16 protein-coding genes are annotated in these 17,114 nt (G+C 65.6%); 7 read left to right on the top strand and 9 right to left on the bottom strand.

Going from position 1 to position 17,114, the window contains the following annotated elements:
- Nucleotides 1-51 precede the first annotated feature (51 nt).
- The 4 genes from BG90_RS28830 to BG90_RS28815 all read right to left on the bottom strand — a co-directional run bounded on the left by BG90_RS28830 (nt 52) and on the right by BG90_RS28815 (nt 5,670).
- Complete coding sequence (locus BG90_RS28830; RefSeq protein ID WP_025990180.1) at nt 52-2,019, bottom strand: glycosyltransferase; 1,968 nt, start codon at nt 2,017-2,019, stop codon at nt 52-54.
- Nucleotides 2,020-2,021: 2 nt separating this feature from the next.
- On the bottom strand, nt 2,022-3,347 hold the full coding sequence (locus BG90_RS28825; protein WP_010118274.1) for a glycoside hydrolase family 88 protein: 1,326 nt from the start codon (nt 3,345-3,347) through the stop codon (nt 2,022-2,024).
- 37 nt (nt 3,348-3,384) lie between these two features.
- Complete coding sequence (locus BG90_RS28820; RefSeq protein WP_010118276.1) at nt 3,385-4,893, bottom strand: HlyD family secretion protein; 1,509 nt, start codon at nt 4,891-4,893, stop codon at nt 3,385-3,387.
- A gap of 429 nt (nt 4,894-5,322) precedes the next feature.
- Nucleotides 5,323-5,670 (bottom strand): hypothetical protein, encoded by a 348-nt coding sequence (locus BG90_RS28815; RefSeq protein ID WP_010118277.1) that lies wholly within the window; start codon nt 5,668-5,670, stop codon nt 5,323-5,325.
- Between the two features lie 293 nt (nt 5,671-5,963).
- On the opposite strand from BG90_RS28815, the gene BG90_RS28810 reads away from it, so the two are divergent.
- The 6 genes from BG90_RS28810 (at nt 5,964) to BG90_RS36335 (ending at nt 11,043) form a co-directional block, all read left to right on the top strand.
- Nucleotides 5,964-6,287 (top strand): hypothetical protein, encoded by a 324-nt coding sequence (locus tag BG90_RS28810; RefSeq protein ID WP_010118278.1) that lies wholly within the window; start codon nt 5,964-5,966, stop codon nt 6,285-6,287.
- Nucleotides 6,288-7,674: 1,387 nt separating this feature from the next.
- Nucleotides 7,675-7,842 (top strand): LuxR C-terminal-related transcriptional regulator, encoded by a 168-nt coding sequence (locus BG90_RS28800; protein ID WP_081469911.1) that lies wholly within the window; start codon nt 7,675-7,677, stop codon nt 7,840-7,842.
- Between the two features lie 220 nt (nt 7,843-8,062).
- Nucleotides 8,063-8,428, top strand: a complete 366-nt coding sequence (locus BG90_RS28795) for a hypothetical protein (protein WP_232288925.1) — start codon at nt 8,063-8,065, stop codon at nt 8,426-8,428.
- A 334-nt stretch (nt 8,429-8,762) separates the two neighbouring features.
- Nucleotides 8,763-9,731, top strand: a complete 969-nt coding sequence (locus tag BG90_RS28790; RefSeq protein WP_010118284.1) for an acetyl-CoA carboxylase carboxyltransferase subunit alpha — start codon at nt 8,763-8,765, stop codon at nt 9,729-9,731.
- 53 nt (nt 9,732-9,784) lie between these two features.
- A complete protein-coding gene (locus BG90_RS28785; RefSeq protein ID WP_010118285.1) occupies nt 9,785-10,546 on the top strand; it encodes a metallophosphoesterase family protein in 762 nt (253 codons plus the stop codon).
- 332 nt (nt 10,547-10,878) lie between these two features.
- The gene (locus BG90_RS36335) at nt 10,879-11,043 is read left to right on the top strand and encodes a hypothetical protein (RefSeq protein WP_157135644.1); all 165 of its coding nucleotides are present in this window, start codon (nt 10,879-10,881) and stop codon (nt 11,041-11,043) included.
- Nucleotides 11,044-11,915: 872 nt separating this feature from the next.
- Here BG90_RS36335 and BG90_RS38160 read toward each other — a convergent pair.
- From BG90_RS38160 to BG90_RS28760, 5 genes are all read right to left on the bottom strand, one after another.
- Nucleotides 11,916-12,173, bottom strand: coding sequence for a hypothetical protein (locus BG90_RS38160; protein ID WP_157135646.1), 258 nt, complete (start codon nt 12,171-12,173; stop codon nt 11,916-11,918).
- A complete protein-coding gene (locus BG90_RS28775; RefSeq protein WP_010108549.1) occupies nt 12,170-12,307 on the bottom strand; it encodes an alpha/beta fold hydrolase in 138 nt (45 codons plus the stop codon). Before BG90_RS28775 ends, BG90_RS38160 begins: the two co-directional genes overlap by 4 nt.
- Nucleotides 12,308-12,430: 123 nt before the next feature.
- Complete coding sequence (locus BG90_RS28770) at nt 12,431-12,925, bottom strand: 2,4'-dihydroxyacetophenone dioxygenase family protein (protein ID WP_010118287.1); 495 nt, start codon at nt 12,923-12,925, stop codon at nt 12,431-12,433.
- A gap of 156 nt (nt 12,926-13,081) precedes the next feature.
- A complete protein-coding gene (locus tag BG90_RS28765; RefSeq protein WP_025990182.1) occupies nt 13,082-13,867 on the bottom strand; it encodes a hypothetical protein in 786 nt (261 codons plus the stop codon).
- Between the two features lie 716 nt (nt 13,868-14,583).
- A complete protein-coding gene (locus BG90_RS28760; RefSeq protein WP_010118289.1) occupies nt 14,584-15,534 on the bottom strand; it encodes a LysR family transcriptional regulator in 951 nt (316 codons plus the stop codon).
- Between the two features lie 58 nt (nt 15,535-15,592).
- Between BG90_RS28760 and aptA the strand changes: the two genes are divergently transcribed.
- Nucleotides 15,593-16,993, top strand: coding sequence for an omega-aminotransferase AptA (gene aptA / locus BG90_RS28755; protein WP_010118290.1), 1,401 nt, complete (start codon nt 15,593-15,595; stop codon nt 16,991-16,993).
- The last annotated feature ends 121 nt before the right edge of the window (nt 16,994-17,114 follow it).

Raw genomic sequence — 17,114 nt, 5'->3', positions numbered from 1 at the left:
CGGCGGCTCCAGGACGAGAAGACGGATGGGCGGGGACTGCGACGGCCGGGTTCAGCCCGACAGCGCGCGCTGCATCAGGCGCGAGAGGGCGAGCCGCGGCTGGCCCTGCGCGGCAACGTTGTGCGGCGGATCGCCGAACAGCATGCGGATCAGGCAGTGCCGCGCCGCGATGTCCGCATGGAGCGCGACGCCGACCAGCGAGCCCTGGCGGCGCGCGATGCGGCACGGTATCCAGCCGGTTTGCTCGAGCCACAGCGCGCCTTCGCTGCCGACGGGCAGGGACGGCGCGAGCGGGGTCGTCACGGCGGCGCCGTTGCACGACAGATCGTGCGTGGTGACGGAATATTCCTGTTCGCCCAAGCGCAGCAGCGCACGCACGCGATACGGGAAGCGCTCCTCCTTGCGAGGTCGCGGCAATTCCACGCACACCAGCAGCGACGCGAGGTAGAGCGCGAGCGAAACGCTGGTCCACACCGAGTTGAACACCAGTCCCGGCGACGCCGGATCGACCAGCAGCGCGCGCCCCAGCCCGAGCGCCGACAGCCCGATCAGGCTCGCGTAGAGCGCCACGAACTTGCCATGGACGACGAGCTTCGAGCGGTCCAGCCCTTTGTTCGTCACCTTGAAGGGCCGCCCGAACGGCCGGACGATCGCGCTCGCGAGCGACGCGCTGACTGCCAGCGCACAGACGATCTGCGTGACCTCGGTGAAGATCGGCAGCGCGCGCCGCCCGGTGATCCACATGCTGTAGCCCCAGTAGCCGATCAGCGCGGGCAGGCCGTACGCGAGGAACTGCATCGGCTCGCCGTACAGCGTCGGGACGTCGAAGTACCAGTACAGCAGCGGCCCGAGCAGCAGCATCAATGTGAAGGGGCGGCTCAGCCAGTGCAGCATCCCGTGCACGTAGTGCAGCCGCTCGGTGAACGTGTAGCCGCGGCCGCGCAACGGGCCGTCCCGCGTGAGGGCGACCTGGATCGTGCCGAGCCCCCAGCGGCTGCGCTGGCTGATGTACTCCGGCAGCCCTTCGGCCGACAGCCCGACCGAGAGCCGCTCGTTGAGCCAGCGCGTCACATAGCCGTGCGGCAGCAGCCGATAGGTCAGGTGGATGTCCTCGGTGACCGTGCCGGTGGGGAAGCCGCCGATCAGCTCGACCAGATCGCGCCGCACGACGAACGAGGTGCCGATGCAGAATGCCGTGCCCCACGCATCCTTGGCGGGCTGCATGACGTCGAAGAACGCGCGCTGCTCGTCGACCCAGCATTCGGTCGAGCGCAGGTTGTACTGCACGGGATCGGCGTTGTAGTAGAACTGCGGCGTTTGCACGACGCCGACTGCCGGATCGGAAAAGAGGCCGATCGTGCGCAGCAGGATCTTCCGGTGAGGCGCGAAATCGGCGTCGAGCACCATGATGTAGGGCGCGCCGCCGTCTTCGCTCTGCGCGCTCCGGCGCAGCCCGTTGTTGAGATTGCCGGCCTTCGCGTGCGTGTTGTCCGCGCGCGTGACGTAATGCGCGCCCACCTGCTCGCAGAATGCCTTGAGCCAGTCGCGGCGCGTGTCGTCGAGCACCCAGACGCGGAAGTCCGGATAGTCGATCGCGAGCGCCGAGACGACGGTCTTCTCCAGGATGTCCAGCCCTTCGTTGTACGTGGCGATGAAGATGTCGACGCGCGGCGCCTTCGCGGCGCGCCGCAGCGCGGCTTCGCCGGCATCGGCGTCGAGCGTGTGGTCGGTAGTGCGGGAAAGCACGACGACGGAGATGAGCGTGTAGGCGAGCGCCATGCACTCGAAGCCGAAGAAGACGTGCGCCCACACGCTCGGGAAGTCCATGCGAGGCTCGGGCAGCGTCTGGGTCGCGCGCCAGATCAGATAGACGACGAGCAGCACGACGGTGACGCCGCCGAACAGGATGCGGTCGACGGCGCGCTCGCGCTTGCCGAGCAGCGTCAGCAGCAGCACGACCAGCAGCACGCCGCCGTTGATGTCGAGCAATGACCGGTTTTCGAGAAAGAGATCGAACATCGTCACTCCTGAGTATCCCGGGCATTGGGGGCGGCGGAGCGCGGGCCTGGGCAGCCGCCGGGCAGGCAGCCGCCGGGGCGGAACGGGTTCCAGCCCGCCGCCGCGAGCACGGCCCACGCGGTGGCGCCCAGGTGCGGGAGGTGGAAGTAATAGAAATCCTCGGTGGTCGACGTCGGGCCGATCGGCAGGCCGGTGCGGATGCGCGGCTCGGGCGTCGCATAGAGCAGGCCGGACGGCGCGCGCTGCGCGAGCAGCAGCGCCCACAGCGGCCGGGCCTTGTCCTCGTCGCCGACCGCTTGCAGCGCGAGCGCCGCCTGGCCGGTGCCTTCCGTCCATATGCCGTCCGGATGGGCGTTGAAGCCGTAGCCGCCGTTGATGCGGTGCGCTCGCTCGACCCACGCGAGGCTGCGGCGCCAGTCGGCCGGCGCGTCCGGTATCGCGAGCAACGGCCATAGCGCCGCGTCGAGCGCCGACGGACCGATGTTGGGGCTGTGGCCGTCGTCGCGCGTGCCGATCAGGAAGCGGCCTTCGCGCGCATCCCACATGGCCGCGACGAAGCCTCGCGAACGCTCCGCGGCGGCGCGCCAGCGCGCCTCGCCCGTGCGCTGCTCGAGCCAATGGAAGACCGCGTAGGCATCGACGTTGTGCTCGGTGGATTTCCACCCCTGGCGGATCGGGCGCGGCTCGTGCCCGAACTCGCCGCCGACGTAGCCGGCCGGCGCGGTGGCATCGAGCCGGCCCGGATCGATCCAGCTCATCAGCGCGGCGGCGCCGTCGAGATAGCGCTCGTCGTGCGTCGCTTCATGCACGGCGAGCAGCGACAACGCGGCCCAGGCGACGTTGCCGGTGGCGGTGCCGGCCTGATACGCATCTTCGAACCACCGTTTGCTCGGTGCGTCCCACCAGCCGGACAGCGGCGCCGCACCGGACGGCAGCGCGCCGGCGCGGTAAGCGTTGCGCACGCGCGCGTCGTGATAGTGGCGGTCCTGCCTGCTGGCCTGCAGTATCGCGTCGGCAATGCGGCGCGCCTCGTCGGGGCGGCGACAGGCCACCAGCGCGACGCTGGCGAGCGCGTTGTCGTAGACGAAGGCCGCCTGCGTCAGCGCCGGCGCCAGCGCCGCGCCGCCGGGCGCGGGCTCGTAGCTGCCGAGAAAGACGGGCCCCGAGCCGGGCACGGCCGCGACGCGCTCGGTCAGCGTCTTGCATCCGGCAGCCAGCAGTTCGGCGCGCTGCGGCGGGCTCTCCGCGCCGTGGGCATGGCAGGGGGCGAGCATGACGGGCGCCATCGGCAACATCGCGAGCCATGCCGCCTTGCGCAAGCGGTGCATGATGTGAAGTTTCATCGGCACGTGTCCGCAGGCGCGCTCAGGCGAGCGACTTGAGGTTTTCCAGCCAGTGGCGGCCGCGATCGACGGTCGTCTTCAAGTCGTTCAGCCAGTGTCGGCCGGTCGGCCTGAAATCGTCTAGCCAGCGCCCGCCGCGATCGAGGGTCGACTTGAAGCCGTCCAGCCAGTTCGGGTCGAGGTGGCCCAGATCGGAGACGTTGCTGACGAGCCAGCTCTGGTCGAGGCTCACTTTGGCCCAGTGGCCCATTGCGCAGCGCTCGGCCGGACCGGCGCTCGCGCCGTGGGGCAGCGAAGAGAGCGGCCGGTCCAGCTTCGCGATCACGTAGATCTCGTTCTTCTCGATGGGCGGAAAGGGCACGAAGTAGCGCGCCTGCTCGCCTTCGGACGCGCGCGGCAGCACCTCGGCCACCGAGGCGGGCAGCAGGAACGGCACGCCGTCCATGCGCACGTTCAGGTGCGTGCCGGGCAGCAGGTCGTCGCTCAGGCTGCGCGGGAACACCGCCACCACGCGCGATTGCGCGCAATTGCTCGCGCGGATCAAGGTCGCGCCGGCGGCCACGCGGGTGCCGGGCGGCGCGAGCACGTCTTCCACGATGCCCGGCTCGCTCGAGCGGATTTCGAGATTGGTCAGGCGCTCGAGCCGCTCCTTCTCGGCGTCGATCAGTTTGTTCACCGATTGGCCGTAGGCCTCGAACTGCGTCATCTCGGCCTTGCGCTGCACGATGTCTGCGCTGAGCAGCCGGCTGCGCTGCGCGAGCGACGCGACCGGGCCGTCGGTGGCGGAAGCGTAGACTTTGCTCCGCGACGCGTCGCCGTTGGTGATCGCGTGTTCGAGCTCGGCGGCCGCCGCGGCCTTGGCGTTGGACAGGATCGACAACTGGTAGCGCGAGGCATTCGTGTATGCCTCGCTCACCGCGCCCGCCCACTGCATCGCCTGGTTGCGGTTGACCACGTCTTCCTGCTGGTCGACCTGCGCTTTCGCAGCCGCCAGTCGCGCCTGCAGCGCGTGGATGTCGGCCGCATGTTCCCTTTGCGACGCGGCCTGATAGCGCTGCAGATCGTGCTGAGTCGCGGCAAGCTGGCTCTCGTCGCCCGCGAGCTCGGCGCGCGCCGCGTCGTAGCGCTGCTGATTGTCGAGCGCCTTGCCGGTCAGGTCGATCAGCAGCGCGCGATCGATGTTGGGATTCTGCACCGTCATCAGCGGCTGATTGGCTTCGAACGACTTGCCGATCGCGACGTGCTGCTCGGTCACGATGCCTTCGACCGGCGACGTGACGAGCGTCACCTGGCTGTCGACCACCGCGCGTTCGGAAGAGCGCGTGAAGATGTTGGGGAACATCATGGTCAGCACCATCCAGATGACGAAGAACACCACGCCGTAACCGGCGGTGCGCGGGACCAGATGCCAGAGCGGGCGCCGCGCGCGGCGGCTGCGCGTGACCGATTCGTCGCGCGTCACGAGCGGAGCGGGGCGGGTATCGGCCGGGCGGTTCTCGAGTTGCTGGTCGGACATGCTGCTCTCCTGCATGGCAAAAATGCGAACAAAGAGACAAAGGAATTCGCACGCCCAGTGCCGCCCGTCGGCCTGTGCGCCGTGGTCGAATCGAGCCGGTTCCGCCGCGCATGAGGATGAGCGCGCCGATACCGGCTTTTCGGTCTAGTTGGTTGCCTGCAGAGCGCCGCGTCCGAGCATCGGTCGGATCGACGCACCGTATGAAATGGCCGGCGGTACCGGCCCAAGATCAGCCCCGTAACCGCGCAACGCATGCACGCGGTCTTGAACTTGCAATGACGAATCGAGCGGCCCGTGCAGATCCATGCGGCCAAGGCGCTGCGATTGGAATCAGGCTAGTGAAATCGCAGGTGAGCTACTGTAAGAGTGTGTAAAAGGTGATTTCACCAAGACCCCAAAAGGCGGATGTTCTGTAAGCGCAAAATTCGGCTCGCACGGCATTCGTCATACGTAGCCGACGAGGATGGCGCGGCGCGGGCGTGGCCGCCGATTTTCCAGGTGCGGTGCGGTTTGCGGACGGGATCGCGCTCGCCTTCGATCATCGATCGTCGTCGTCTCGCTCATCGGACGCAGATTCCTGGTATGAAACTCGCAGCGATCGATGCGCGACGGATCGGGCGTGTAGCGCGTCGCCACCGGTGCGCTCGAATGAGGGACGCGCACGCGCGCTGAGCGCCCATCGCTCGATGCCTGCCGACCCGACGCGAGCGCGGTGCCGCCGACGCGGCGCTGCGTTTCGTATTTGAGACGCTCGGCCGCGTCCCGATTGAAACGATACGTGTTACGTAACATCCGTGAATCATTTTGACGATGGCCTCGCGTTCGAATTGCCGGGACAGGGAGCGCGGCGGAGGCGGGCGTCGTCGGTCCCGCTGCGTTCGGGCCGCCCGTTGACGGGCTGGATACGGGGCTGAGCGGCCATCGCCGAGCTGTTGCCGGCTTTCTCGCGATCCCGGTTCTCGACGCTGGCACGGATTCTGCGACGTATCGAGCACGAGGCCCGCGCCGGCCGACCGGCGCGGATACGCGTTAACCGCCGGGCGCATCGACCGTATCCGCTCGCCAAACACAGGACGGAGCAAAACATGGGCGCGCTCCCGAACCAGTCCGACGCACGATTCCGAGCCTTCCTGGCCAAGCTGCTCGAGCAGCCGCAGCCCGCGTGGGGCGAGAAGCAGCAGATCGAACTCGACATGGCGCGTGCGCTGTCCAACGAGATGCTGCAGATCGCCGAGCGCATGCACGCCCATACCGCGGATCTCGAAAGCTGCCTCGTGCTGCTCAAGTACGCGAAGGTGCTCGATTTCATCTTGTCGTCGCTCGCCGCGCGCCGCGATATTCATCCCCGGACGCTCCGCACGATCTTCAAGCTCGCCAAACTCAAGGTCGACGATTCGTATCCGGAGTGAGCCGGGCTCGAACGGCATCGAAGGACGTTCGTCGGCGGCGTCGCGCAAAAGGGGCGAGCGCATCGGTCGCACGGTTCGCCGGGGCATCGGTCGCGACCGGCAAGCGCGCGCTCCCTCTTTCGGCGACGCCGCGCACGGCGTCGCACAACCTCTTCGCCGGAAACGGTCGACACGGGAAAGCACCGGATCGGCGGTGACGTTCGGGCCCTTCGTCGTCTGCGCGATCGGGCCGAACGTCGGGCCGCGATGCGCGTGACCGCAGGCGAATCGCAGAGGTGCATGACGCTTCGAAGGATCGGCGGCCGGCATCGTGCCGGTCGCGCGCGAGCGGCGGCCCGGCCACGGATCGCCGTCGACGCATTCGTCGAGCGCACGACGATCGGACCGCGCCTGGCTTGCGCTTGCGATGCGAGATCGAGCGGCGCGGCGCAGCCTGTGATGATGCGATTGATCGGGCATCCGAAATGACGCGCACCGGCGACGACGCGTGCATTCGGATCGCTAACCGAATCGGATGCGATGTGGCGCGACGCCACCGGCAACGGGCCGCGCAGATTCGCGATTTCATCGCCGACGTCGACGGACGGAATCCTCGAGCGTGCGCGTTGCATCGACGATGCGGCTCAACGGCGGCGTCGTGGAGCCGGCGGCGAACGCCGATGAATTTGTTCGTGTGCTTGGTGCGGAAGATGGAAAGCGTGGGCCGCAGGCGTGACGCACGCAATGAATCGATGCAGCCGATTGTATCGACGCCACCGATTCGGCACTCGAATCGCGCCTGTATGCGGCGGATTGCCATGTCGACGGCCTCGTGCGCCAACCGCGTCGATTCGATTTTCCGGTCGGAGGCGAGATGTCGGTTGCGTCGCCTCGTGAACGAGGCTGGCGATCATTCGTTCGGCGATCGCGCGAATCGCCACGGCGACGCTTTCCCAGGCGCGCCGGTTCGCATGCAGCCGTTGCCGCATCGATCGAGGCGTGCTGGCGCATGAAGCTGACTGTCCTCTTGCCGTCCTCTTGCGGATCGCGTCTGCTCGCGGGCGCGAGCGAGCTCCCGTTTTTTCGTGGTACCCGCCGCAGGGATGCGCGCGAATCTCGCGCGGCGAAAGTTTCGCCGGTTCACCCGTACGAAACGGCGCGATTCGGTGACGCTGCGCATCGAGGATATGGGATGCGCGCGTCCATCGGCAACGGCGAGCCGCCGCTCCGACGGTCGACAGCATCAGTGCTGCGGGGCTGCGGCGCATCGAATCTTGATTGACAGTCGCATGCCGCAGGATTTGCGCGGGCGGATTCCCGCGTACGCGTACATGCCCGTCGGCATGAGAGCCGCTTCGTCGAGCATCCCGGGGAGATCGCTCGCGTATCGCTCGTCGAGCGGCGGATATTGCTATGGACCGCAGAAGGAAAAACCGTGTCGGAGATTTCAAGCATCCTTCGGCTTTCGGTGCGCAACGTCAACTTCCACATTCAAAACGTCGTCGGCAAGCTCGGGGCGACGAACAAGACGCATGCATTGGCCAAGGCGACCCTGGCCGGCTTGATTCCGGTGTAAATGCAAGATGAGCAAAACGCGATCCGAAATCGAAATGGCCGGCGAATCCGCCATCGACAGGCAAGGAATGTTCTCGCTGAAGATCGTCGGCGGATACCGGCCCAACGTGCGGAAGCTGTCGTCGTGAATGGAGGTGTGCCTCGCCGATTGTTCGCGGGGCCGCCATCGGATCGCGTCGAGCCTCGAAACGTCGAAGCATGGCGTCGTCGCGCATATCGACGTGGCCGAAGCTGGTTTCGATGCCGAGGTCGCGGGGAGGAAGGCCGATCTGCTGGCCGCGCTCGACGTGCCGGCGATGCTCGACCATGACGCGCTGCTGGACGACAACGCGATATGCCCCGTCGCCGATACGCGGGACGACGAAGACGGGATCGAGCACGCGCTGTCGGACGAGTTGCGCGACCGGGCGCCGAAGCCGTTGCGCAGGCGGTGCGCATCGGGGTATTGGCTGCCGTTTTGCGAGGAATGTCTCGAGCTCGAAGGCCCGGCCTTCGATGGCAAGCGGATCTCGGCGCGACGCGCGACGTGCAGGGTGATGGGCATCAACAGTCTCGGCGGCGTCGCCGATTGCGACGAAATCGCCTGACGCGCCGCTCGCCGTTTTCCCGGGCCTGCGCCATCCGCGCGCCGCGCGCCCCAGGGGCCGGTGACCGGTCTCGCGCCTGTTCGCGCATGCGTCGCGGCGGACGGGCGGCGTCCGGGCGGCGCCGACGCTGCGATAGCGGACGCGCGCCGCGCGATGATCCGTGGGCGGTGTGATAGTATCGCGGCCGTGCATGGCGGCGCATTCGCGACATTCGATTATTCATTCACGCGCGCATCCCGAATGAATATCGCAAACAGCCGAAAAGCGTGGGCATTCCGACGATAATTCACGTCGAATGCCTGGGAGGCTGCATTTGCAGCCGGAGAAATACAACATGACGAACGTAACGTATCTTGACTTCGAAAAGGCGATCGGCGAGCTGGATGCGAAGATCGACGCGCTGCGTTGTTCCGAGGACGAATCGGCGATCGATCTCTCCGAGGAGATCAACCGGTTGTCGGCGCGCAGCGAAAAGCTGACGAAGGAACTGTACGAGCGGCTGACGCCATGGCAAATCGTCCAGGTGGCGCGGCATCCCGCGCGGCCGTACACGCTCGATTACGTCAATTATCTGTTCACGGATTTCCACGAGCTGCACGGCGACCGCTGCTATGCGGACGATCAGTCGATCGTCGGCGGGCTCGCGCGCTTCAACGACCGGCCGTGCGTCGTGGTCGGCCACCAGAAGGGGCGCAACACGAAAGAGCGCGCGATGCGCAATTTCGGCTATCCGCGGCCCGAGGGATATAGAAAGGCGCTGCGGCTCTTCAAGCTCGCCGAGAAATTCAAGCTGCCGATCTTCACGGTCATCGACACGCCGGGCGCCTGGCCCGGGATCGATGCCGAGGAGCACAACCAGTCCGAGGCAATCGGTCGCAATCTGATGGAAATGGCGGGCCTCCAGACGCCGATCATCACGACGGTGATCGGCGAGGGCGGCTCGGGCGGCGCGCTCGCAATCGGCGTCTGCGACGTGTCGATCATGCTTCAGTTCGCGACTTATTCCGTCATTTCGCCTGAAAGCTGCTCGTCCATTCTCTGGAAGAACCCGAACTACGCGGAGCAGGCGGCAAACGCGCTGGGCCTGACCGCGCACCGGCTCAAGGCGCTGGGCTTGATCGACAAGATCGCGAACGAGCCGGTGGGCGGCGCGCATCGCGATCCGCAACAAATGGCGCTGATGCTCCGGCGCGTCTTGCAGGAAAGCCTGCGAAACGTCGAGTCGCTCGATGCGAAGCAGCTTCTCGCCCGCCGTCACGAGCGGCTCCTGCACTACGGCAAGTTCCGCGAAACGGCGGCATGAACGCATTCGGCCGCGCCGTCGGGCGCCGCGCGCGATAGGCGGCCGGCCGTCACATGCGTGTGTTCGCCGTATCGGATCTGCACGTCGAATATCCGGAAAACGCGCGGTGGGTGGAAGCGCTCTCGCGCCACGAGCACACGCGCGACGTCCTCATCCTGGCGGGTGACGTCGCCACCGATCCCGCCCGCATCGCACGCGTCTTCGACGCGCTCGCGGCGCGATTCGAAGCGGTCGTCTTCGTGCCGGGCAATCACGACTTATGGCTGGGGCCGCACGATGCCGTCGCGACGTCGATCGACAAGTGGCACGCATTGCGCGAGCTCGCACGGGGGGGCGGCGTGCGCGTCGATCCGTTTCATGCGCGCGGCGTCTCGATCGTGCCGCTCTTCGCCTGGTACGACTACAGCTTCGGCGAACCCTCGGACGACCTGCGGCAAGTGTGGGGCGACTATCATCGGTGCGTGTGGCCGGACGACATGACGCCCGCGGACGTCGCGCGGCATTTCGAAGGCTGGAATCGTCAATATTTTGACATCCGAAACGACGTCGTGATCACCTGCTCGCACTTTCTGCCGCGCGCCGACCTGATGCCGTCGATGGCGCCGGCGTGGGTCAAGGCGCTTGCGCCCGTCATGGGCTCGTGGCGGCTCGACCGGCAGATTCGCGCGTTGGGATCGGCCATCCACGTGTTCGGCCATAGCCATCTGAATCAGGCGCGCACCATCGACGGCGTGCGGTACGTCAACAGTGCGCTCGGCACGCCCTCCGAGTCTCACATTTCCCGCAGACGGCTGTCGCTGATCTGGTCCGGTTGACGCACGGCGTCGCCGTGCGTGGCCCAGGCGCGTGCATAAGTGCCCAGCGCCTGCGCCAGCGTCCGCAGCGTCCAGCGAGGATCGGCCCAGTCGAACGACGACACGGCCGGAATCAGCCGTCGAAGCGAGTGCTTCGGAACCTGCGAAGGCATTCCGCGGCATGAGGCGCCCGCTTCCTGCCCGTGCGAATGCGGGGTGGAGGGCGTTGCGCGGATCGTCGCGACGAGGCGTTACTTGAACCAGCGGGGAAGGCAAACATCGCAAACCACGTCACCACCTATCATCACGGAGTCTCGTCTGTCGCACACGCCGACTCACTTCGACAAAGCCGGATGCCGCCGTTCACGGCTGGGCCTAAACGCGAGGCATCGGCGGCGATATGGGAGCGATATGGCTGCGGCGACGCTCCGGCCGTCTTGTTGCGGCGTCCGCTGGTCTACTCGAAGCCGGTGATGACGAACGTCGGCTACATCGAGATTGTCGACGTCGTCGTTTGAACGCTTGCCAATCAGTCCGGGACTCCCTTGAATCCCGAGCTTCAATGAAAGCGAGTGGCGCACTGCGAGCCGGTGCCAGCGCCTCCTGTTTTTCGTCTTTCCGGGATGGGTTGAAAAGAGCGCTGCACGGAGGGCGAAGTTGGCATGCCACGGCGGCACGACGCCATAGGAAAACGAGAGGCGGCCGACCGGCAATCGCCGGTCGGCCGAAAATCAAGTAAAGGAATCAATGGCGGCAGATTTCGCTGGTCGATTGGCCGCTTGGTTATCGAATGGCAAATCGGCTCGCCGGCGACCCATTCGCACATACATTAGCGTAGATATAGAAAATTCTGTTCGTGGAAAAGGATGAGTATATGAGCGAAAAAGTTGCTTTTTCGCTAAATGAGTAAGTGGCGTCGCTGATGGTTACCAGGAGGTTGCCGTCCGTATCGGTTTCGACTTTGGTGATCGGCCCTGATTTGCAGAGTGTATCTGCGGACGCGTAAGACGACGCAAACATCATGGCTGACAAAAGAATGGTCACGATTTTTCTCATGGCTTTCCTCTTGATGAATGAGTTGATGCTTGGGATTGAAGTGCTGCTGACGCTCGGTGCTATATCGCCCGGCTTTCTAAACTGTCGATGCCTGCGTATTTCGTAATGTGCCGTTGACTAATGTAATGACGAGTTTTAAATAAACTCATTCACGATTGTTGATTTGGTGTCGATGTATGGTGCAAAAATTCCGGATACTTTTATCCGTATTGCGGCGCACAACGAAGGTTATGATTTGGAATTGAGGAATTCCAATAATATTAATTTATCGATCTTATGGTTTGATAAGGATGGTGGGTAATTTTGTGATTTTAAAAATCTCGATCCTTATTGTTTAGTGTTTTGTCGATGGATTGTGGCGGTTTTGTAAATGGCGGATATTCGCGTTGAATGCGGTGATCGACGATGGTGTCGAGGAGGCGCGGAGGCGCGTGCGATCGACGCCGAAGCGAGCGAACGGCTCGGCGTGATCCCTGAGCAGATTCGCGTCATCCGGCATCCGCGGATCGAGTGCGCCTGCGCATGCTGCGATCTCGGCATCTAGGTCGCGCCGGCGCCGGCAGGCGTCGTTGCGCGTCCGTACGTTATTCAATCGGCGTCGTTTAGCGGGAAGTGCTCGATGACGGTGGCGAAATGCCGCGGGCGCTCCTGCATCGGGTAATGCCCACAGTTCGGGGCGATCTGCAATCCGGCATTCGGATGCCATGCGAGGCGCGTTTCCTTCATGGCCTCTTCGCCCAATCCCGGGCCCTTGTCGCCGACGACTTTCAGACAGCGTCTCGTCGCCGACTGCCGTCGACGGTCGCGATCAATTGCCGCAACCGGTTGCGGCAAACCGCGTCACGCGCATCAGCGCGTGACGAAAGGCGGTGCGACATCCGGCGTCGTGCGAGCGAACTTGCGTTCGCGCAGCAGCGCGACCCGGCAGTTTTCGCGCGCCGTTTCGTTGCCCGCTTCGTCGAGCAGCACGAGATCACCGCGCATCACGTTGAACGTCACGACCGCGCCCGTCTCCGACGCGATCGCCTCCGGCGTATGGTGCGAGCCCGCCGGCTCGAGCACCGTGCTGCCGGGCCGCGCGATCCAGTCGTATTCGCGATAGCGCCACTCGCCCTGCAACGTGTAGACGAACACCGTGCCGTCGTGCCGATGCCGCGGCAGCGCGAGCCCGACCGGCATCTTGAGCAGCACGGTCATCTCGTCGTCCGCGACGTTGATGCGCAGGTACTTGATCGCGAGCCCCGGCAGGCTCGCGTCCATCGGCAGCCATGGGCGGTCGTCGTCCTGCAGGCACGAGATCGGCGGCAGGGGCGGGGCGGAGGCGGACGGCAACGATGGGTTCATGGCTTGGCGCGGCGCATCATGGGCGCGGAGGAATGCGGGAAAGCGTGATTATCTCAGAGCGGGCGGCGGCGGCGCGCGACGGGCGCGCGAGATCGGCGGAGGCGTTCAAGACCGTCGCCCGGTGAACGAATCGACAATACCCTTTCGCGTCCTCAGTCACGTTTTCTTCCCTATTGACAGGAATCCCAGTATGCCGCTGGGTTTTCTCTGAACGATATCGCCGTCGGCGACGCGTTGTGCATTGCTCGGTATCGATGCGTCGTCCGGAATCTTCGCGGTCGTCACGCCGGCGGCCATCGACAATTGGGCGGGGGCGATGTGAACCTGGAGGTCGCTTGCGGATTGCTGCCGGTCGTGTTGGACATAAACGTTATAGGGCGGTTTGGAGGGCGAGAACGCCTTTTCCGTATCGACAAATCCGACCTCCGCATTCGGGGCCAACTTGTTCAGTTCCGCTGTGATGTTTTTCCGGTTGCCGTATGCCGATTCATCCGTGCGCGCCTTGATCTGCTCGATCGGGCCCGCCACCACGAACTTCGTGCAATCTTGCGCGCCGATCGCCTTGAGCAGCGTATCCATGTCGTCTTTCCTGATGCCTTCGGGGGTGGTCAGATGGCCGCCGCGAAGACTGCCGTTTCTGGACAGACCCGAGACGGTCAGGCACGAGCTGATATTGGGATAGCAGATATTGGCGGTTTCGCCTTGAGGAATCCTGCCGATGTTGTTTTCCGGAACGACGACCCCTACCTTGCCCGACTGGGGCGTACGCAGGAAAACGCGCGCGCCGCTGATTTTGAATTCCGTTCGCTGCAGTGCGTGGAGCACCGCAGGCGTCGTGCGCGGCGCGGACGTGCTGAGGGCCGGCGCCTGGGATTCGTTCGATGTCGGAATGGCGGCGGACGATTGTCCGGCTGCACCTGCTCGCGTAATGCTGGAACTCATCGGATGGTTATGAGCGTCTCCCGGACGTGCAGCGCGCTGTGCGTGACGACTGTCGGACTGTCAGGACAACGGCAATCCCGTTGTCGCCGGGCCGGGCCGTATGCGCGGCCGATCGGGGCGGAGCGATGTTCCGGCTCTGTCGCATTCCTTGTCGAACAAGAAATTTCCATGCTTTGCGCAGACGAGGGAAACTCCGGCCGCATCCGTCCTGCCGTCACACTTGGCGCCTGTGCGCCCTTTCGACGACTCATCCTGTAGTGAAAGTGATCTTCTACGCAACACGCGCCATTGCATTCGCGCTGGCCTGGTGATGACGTAGTCCTTTCGAGCGGAAATCGTCCGGAAAAGGCATGTTGGCTCGCCGGTCTTCGTGCGTGGCGGTGATGTGACGTGTCGTTGGAAAGCTCGATTACGTTTTCACCGTCAAAGCTCATCCGGTTCGAACGGTTTCCGCCCGACCGTCCGCAGTATTCGGCATGCTCCCACGCCTGTTCGCGCAAGAGGCGAAGACCTCGCCGGAAATCCGAACGAGCCATTCGAACCGGAATACGGGAAGGGGGCACCGCGAGCGGACGGTGGCCGTGCAAGCCGAGCGTAGCGTTCGGACGCCTATGGAGGAGATCGTCGGTCCTCGCGCTTTGCACGGGTCGGCCTCGGCGGCCGCATGGAAGCTGTCGGCTTCATCGACCGGGTGCCGGGCGGTTCGGTCCTCGCGCTCATGCTTTCGCCGGCGCCGCCGCATGCGCGACCTCCAGGCAATCCTGGAACAGCAGCGCCGCCCGTGAAGGCTGCGGCGACCGCCGCAGCAGGCTCACGAACCGGCACGAATAATGAAACCGCTGCGGCGCAACCGGCCGCATCAGCCCCTTCGCCTCGAAGCTCTCCGCATAGTGATCGGGCAGAAACCCGAGATACCGCCCCGACAGAATCAGCGTCGCGATCGATTCCTGATCGGACGCCGTCGCGCTGCGCGTCAGCTTCGCGCGGTGACTCAGTTCCATGTTCGGCGAGTGGTAGCCGAGCCCCGCGAACGCGTAGCCGCGCATCTGGCTCCACGTCAGCTTGCCGTGCGGCGCGTCGAACAGCGGATGGCGCTTGCCGCAGTAGAGCAGCATCCGTTCGTCGAAGAGATCCGCGTAGACGAGGCTGCCCGAGCTCCGGTGCGCGGGAATGATCCCGACCTGATAACCGCCGTCGATGATCCCGCGCTCGACCTCGTTGATCGACGCGACGTGCAGGTTCAGCGCGACGTCCGGCGCTTCGTCGTGAAAGCGCCCGATCGCGTCGCCGAGCCGCGCCTTCGGGTTCGTCGCGGTCTTGTCGAACACGGCGATGTGCAGCTCGCCGCCCATCCGGTCGTGAATTCCGTCGACGCGGCTCCTGAACGCCTCGACCGACGCCAAGAGCCGCAGCGTCTCCTCGTAGACGGTCTGGCCCTCGGGCGTCAGCGTGAAGCCCGCGCGGCCGCGCCGGCACAGCACGAGGCCGAGGCGCGTTTCGAGATCCTTCACGTGCCGGCTGATCGTCGAGATCCCGATGTTCAGCTCCAGCTCGGCCGCCGCCATTCCGCCGCACTGGACCACGCTCCTGAACACGCGCAGCAGGCGCAGATCCATGTCGGTGAGCTGGCCGAGGAGTGCGCGGCTCTTCGGTTTTCTTGCTTGCATAAATGCTCAAGTAAACATTGATATTGCGATATTCAAAAGACTATTCGTCGACTCGACAATGCGCAACATCTTCATTCATCCGCGCATTGCGACGCCGACCGACATGAACGCTCTGACCGAACCCACGACCCCCGACACGACTCTCCGCACCGACGCGGAGTGGCTCGACGCCCACTGGATGCCGTTTACCGCGAACCGCCAGTTCAAGCAGGACCCGCGGATCATCGTCGAGGGCAAGGGCGCGTACTACACGGACGCAGACGGCCGCAAGATCTTCGACGGCCTGTCCGGCCTCTGGTGCTGCGGCCTCGGCCACGGCCGCGCCGAGATCTCGGACGCGGTCGCCCGCCAGGTCGCGCGGCTCGACTATTCGCCGGCGTTCCAGTTCGGCCATCCGCAATCTTTCGAGCTGGCCAACAGGATCAAGGCGCTGACGCCCGCCGGCCTCGACTATGTGTTCTTCACGGGCTCGGGCTCGGAGGCGGCGGACACGTCGCTGAAAATGGCGCGCGCATACTGGCGCGCGAAGGGCAAGGGCGCGAAGACGCGCCTGATCGGCCGCGAGAAGGGCTACCACGGCGTGAACTTCGGCGGCATCTCGGTCGGCGGGATCGGGCCGAACCGCAAGCTGTTCGGTCAGGGCATCGACGCCGACTTCCTGCCGCACACGCAACTGCCCGAGAACAAGTTCTCGCGCGGGCTGCCCGAGCACGGCGCCGGGCTGGCCGACCGGCTGCTCGACCTGATCGCGCTGCACGACGCGTCGAACATCGCCGCGGTGATCGTCGAGCCGTTCTCCGGCTCGGCGGGCGTCGTGGTGCCGCCGAAGGGCTATCTGCAGCGGCTGCGCGAGATCTGCACCGCGCACGACATCCTGCTGATCTTCGACGAAGTCATCACGGGCTTCGGCCGCGCGGGCGCCATGACGGGCGCGGAGGCGTTCGGCGTCGTGCCGGACATCATGAACGTCGCGAAGCAGGTGACGAACGGCGCGCAGCCGCTCGGCGCGGTGATCGCGAAGCAGGACATCTACGACACGTTCATGGCGGCGGGCGGCCCCGACTACATGCTCGAGTTCCCGCACGGCTATACGTACTCGGCGCATCCGGTCGCGTGCGCGGCGGGCGTCGCGGCGCTCGACCTGCTCGAGAAGGAAGACGCGATCGGCCGCGTGCGCGCGCTCGCGCCGCACTTCGAGGCGGCCGTGCACGGCCTGAAGGGCGTGCGCCACGTCGCCGACATCCGCAACTGCGGGCTCGCCGCGGGCCTGACGATCGAGCACGCGCCGGGCGAGCCCGCGCGCCGTCCGTACGAGATCGCGATGCATTGCTGGAAGAACGGCTTCTACGTGCGCTACGGCGGCGACACGATCCAGCTCGCGCCGCCCTTCATCGCCGAGAAGCACGAGATCGACAGCCTGATCGGCGCGCTGAACGATGCGCTGCGCGCGACGGCCTGACGCGCCGGGCCGCGCGCTTCGGGCGGCGGCGGGGCGGTCGTCGGCCGCGCTCGGGCGGCGCGACGGCGTTCGCCCGATCCGGTGCGCGCCGCTCGGCGCGATTCGACCGGGTCCGGCCGGA

It is taken from the genome of Burkholderia oklahomensis C6786 (genome assembly GCF_000959365.1).
Lineage (GTDB): Bacteria > Pseudomonadota > Gammaproteobacteria > Burkholderiales > Burkholderiaceae > Burkholderia > Burkholderia oklahomensis.
Note: the sequence above shows the minus strand (reverse complement) of the source record. Positions and strands in the feature narration are given on the sequence as shown.

What these genes read in the sequence shown, in the direction of transcription:
- BG90_RS28830 (WP_025990180.1), bottom strand. Translation starts at nt 2,019, where the DNA reads ATGTTCGATCTCTTTCTCGAAAACCGGTCATTGCTCGACATCAACGGC.
- BG90_RS28825 (WP_010118274.1), bottom strand. Translation starts at nt 3,347, where the DNA reads ATGCACCGCTTGCGCAAGGCGGCATGGCTCGCGATGTTGCCGATGGCG.
- BG90_RS28820 (WP_010118276.1), bottom strand. Translation starts at nt 4,893, where the DNA reads ATGCAGGAGAGCAGCATGTCCGACCAGCAACTCGAGAACCGCCCGGCC.
- BG90_RS28815 (WP_010118277.1), bottom strand. Translation starts at nt 5,670, where the DNA reads ATGTTACGTAACACGTATCGTTTCAATCGGGACGCGGCCGAGCGTCTC.
- BG90_RS28810 (WP_010118278.1), top strand. Translation starts at nt 5,964, where the DNA reads ATGGGCGCGCTCCCGAACCAGTCCGACGCACGATTCCGAGCCTTCCTG.
- BG90_RS28790 (WP_010118284.1), top strand. Translation starts at nt 8,763, where the DNA reads ATGACGAACGTAACGTATCTTGACTTCGAAAAGGCGATCGGCGAGCTG.
- BG90_RS28785 (WP_010118285.1), top strand. Translation starts at nt 9,785, where the DNA reads ATGCGTGTGTTCGCCGTATCGGATCTGCACGTCGAATATCCGGAAAAC.
- BG90_RS36335 (WP_157135644.1), top strand. Translation starts at nt 10,879, where the DNA reads ATGCCGCCGTTCACGGCTGGGCCTAAACGCGAGGCATCGGCGGCGATA.
- BG90_RS28775 (WP_010108549.1), bottom strand. Translation starts at nt 12,307, where the DNA reads ATGAAGGAAACGCGCCTCGCATGGCATCCGAATGCCGGATTGCAGATC.
- BG90_RS28770 (WP_010118287.1), bottom strand. Translation starts at nt 12,925, where the DNA reads ATGAACCCATCGTTGCCGTCCGCCTCCGCCCCGCCCCTGCCGCCGATC.
- BG90_RS28765 (WP_025990182.1), bottom strand. Translation starts at nt 13,867, where the DNA reads ATGAGTTCCAGCATTACGCGAGCAGGTGCAGCCGGACAATCGTCCGCC.
- BG90_RS28760 (WP_010118289.1), bottom strand. Translation starts at nt 15,534, where the DNA reads ATGCAAGCAAGAAAACCGAAGAGCCGCGCACTCCTCGGCCAGCTCACC.
- aptA (WP_010118290.1), top strand. Translation starts at nt 15,593, where the DNA reads ATGCGCAACATCTTCATTCATCCGCGCATTGCGACGCCGACCGACATG.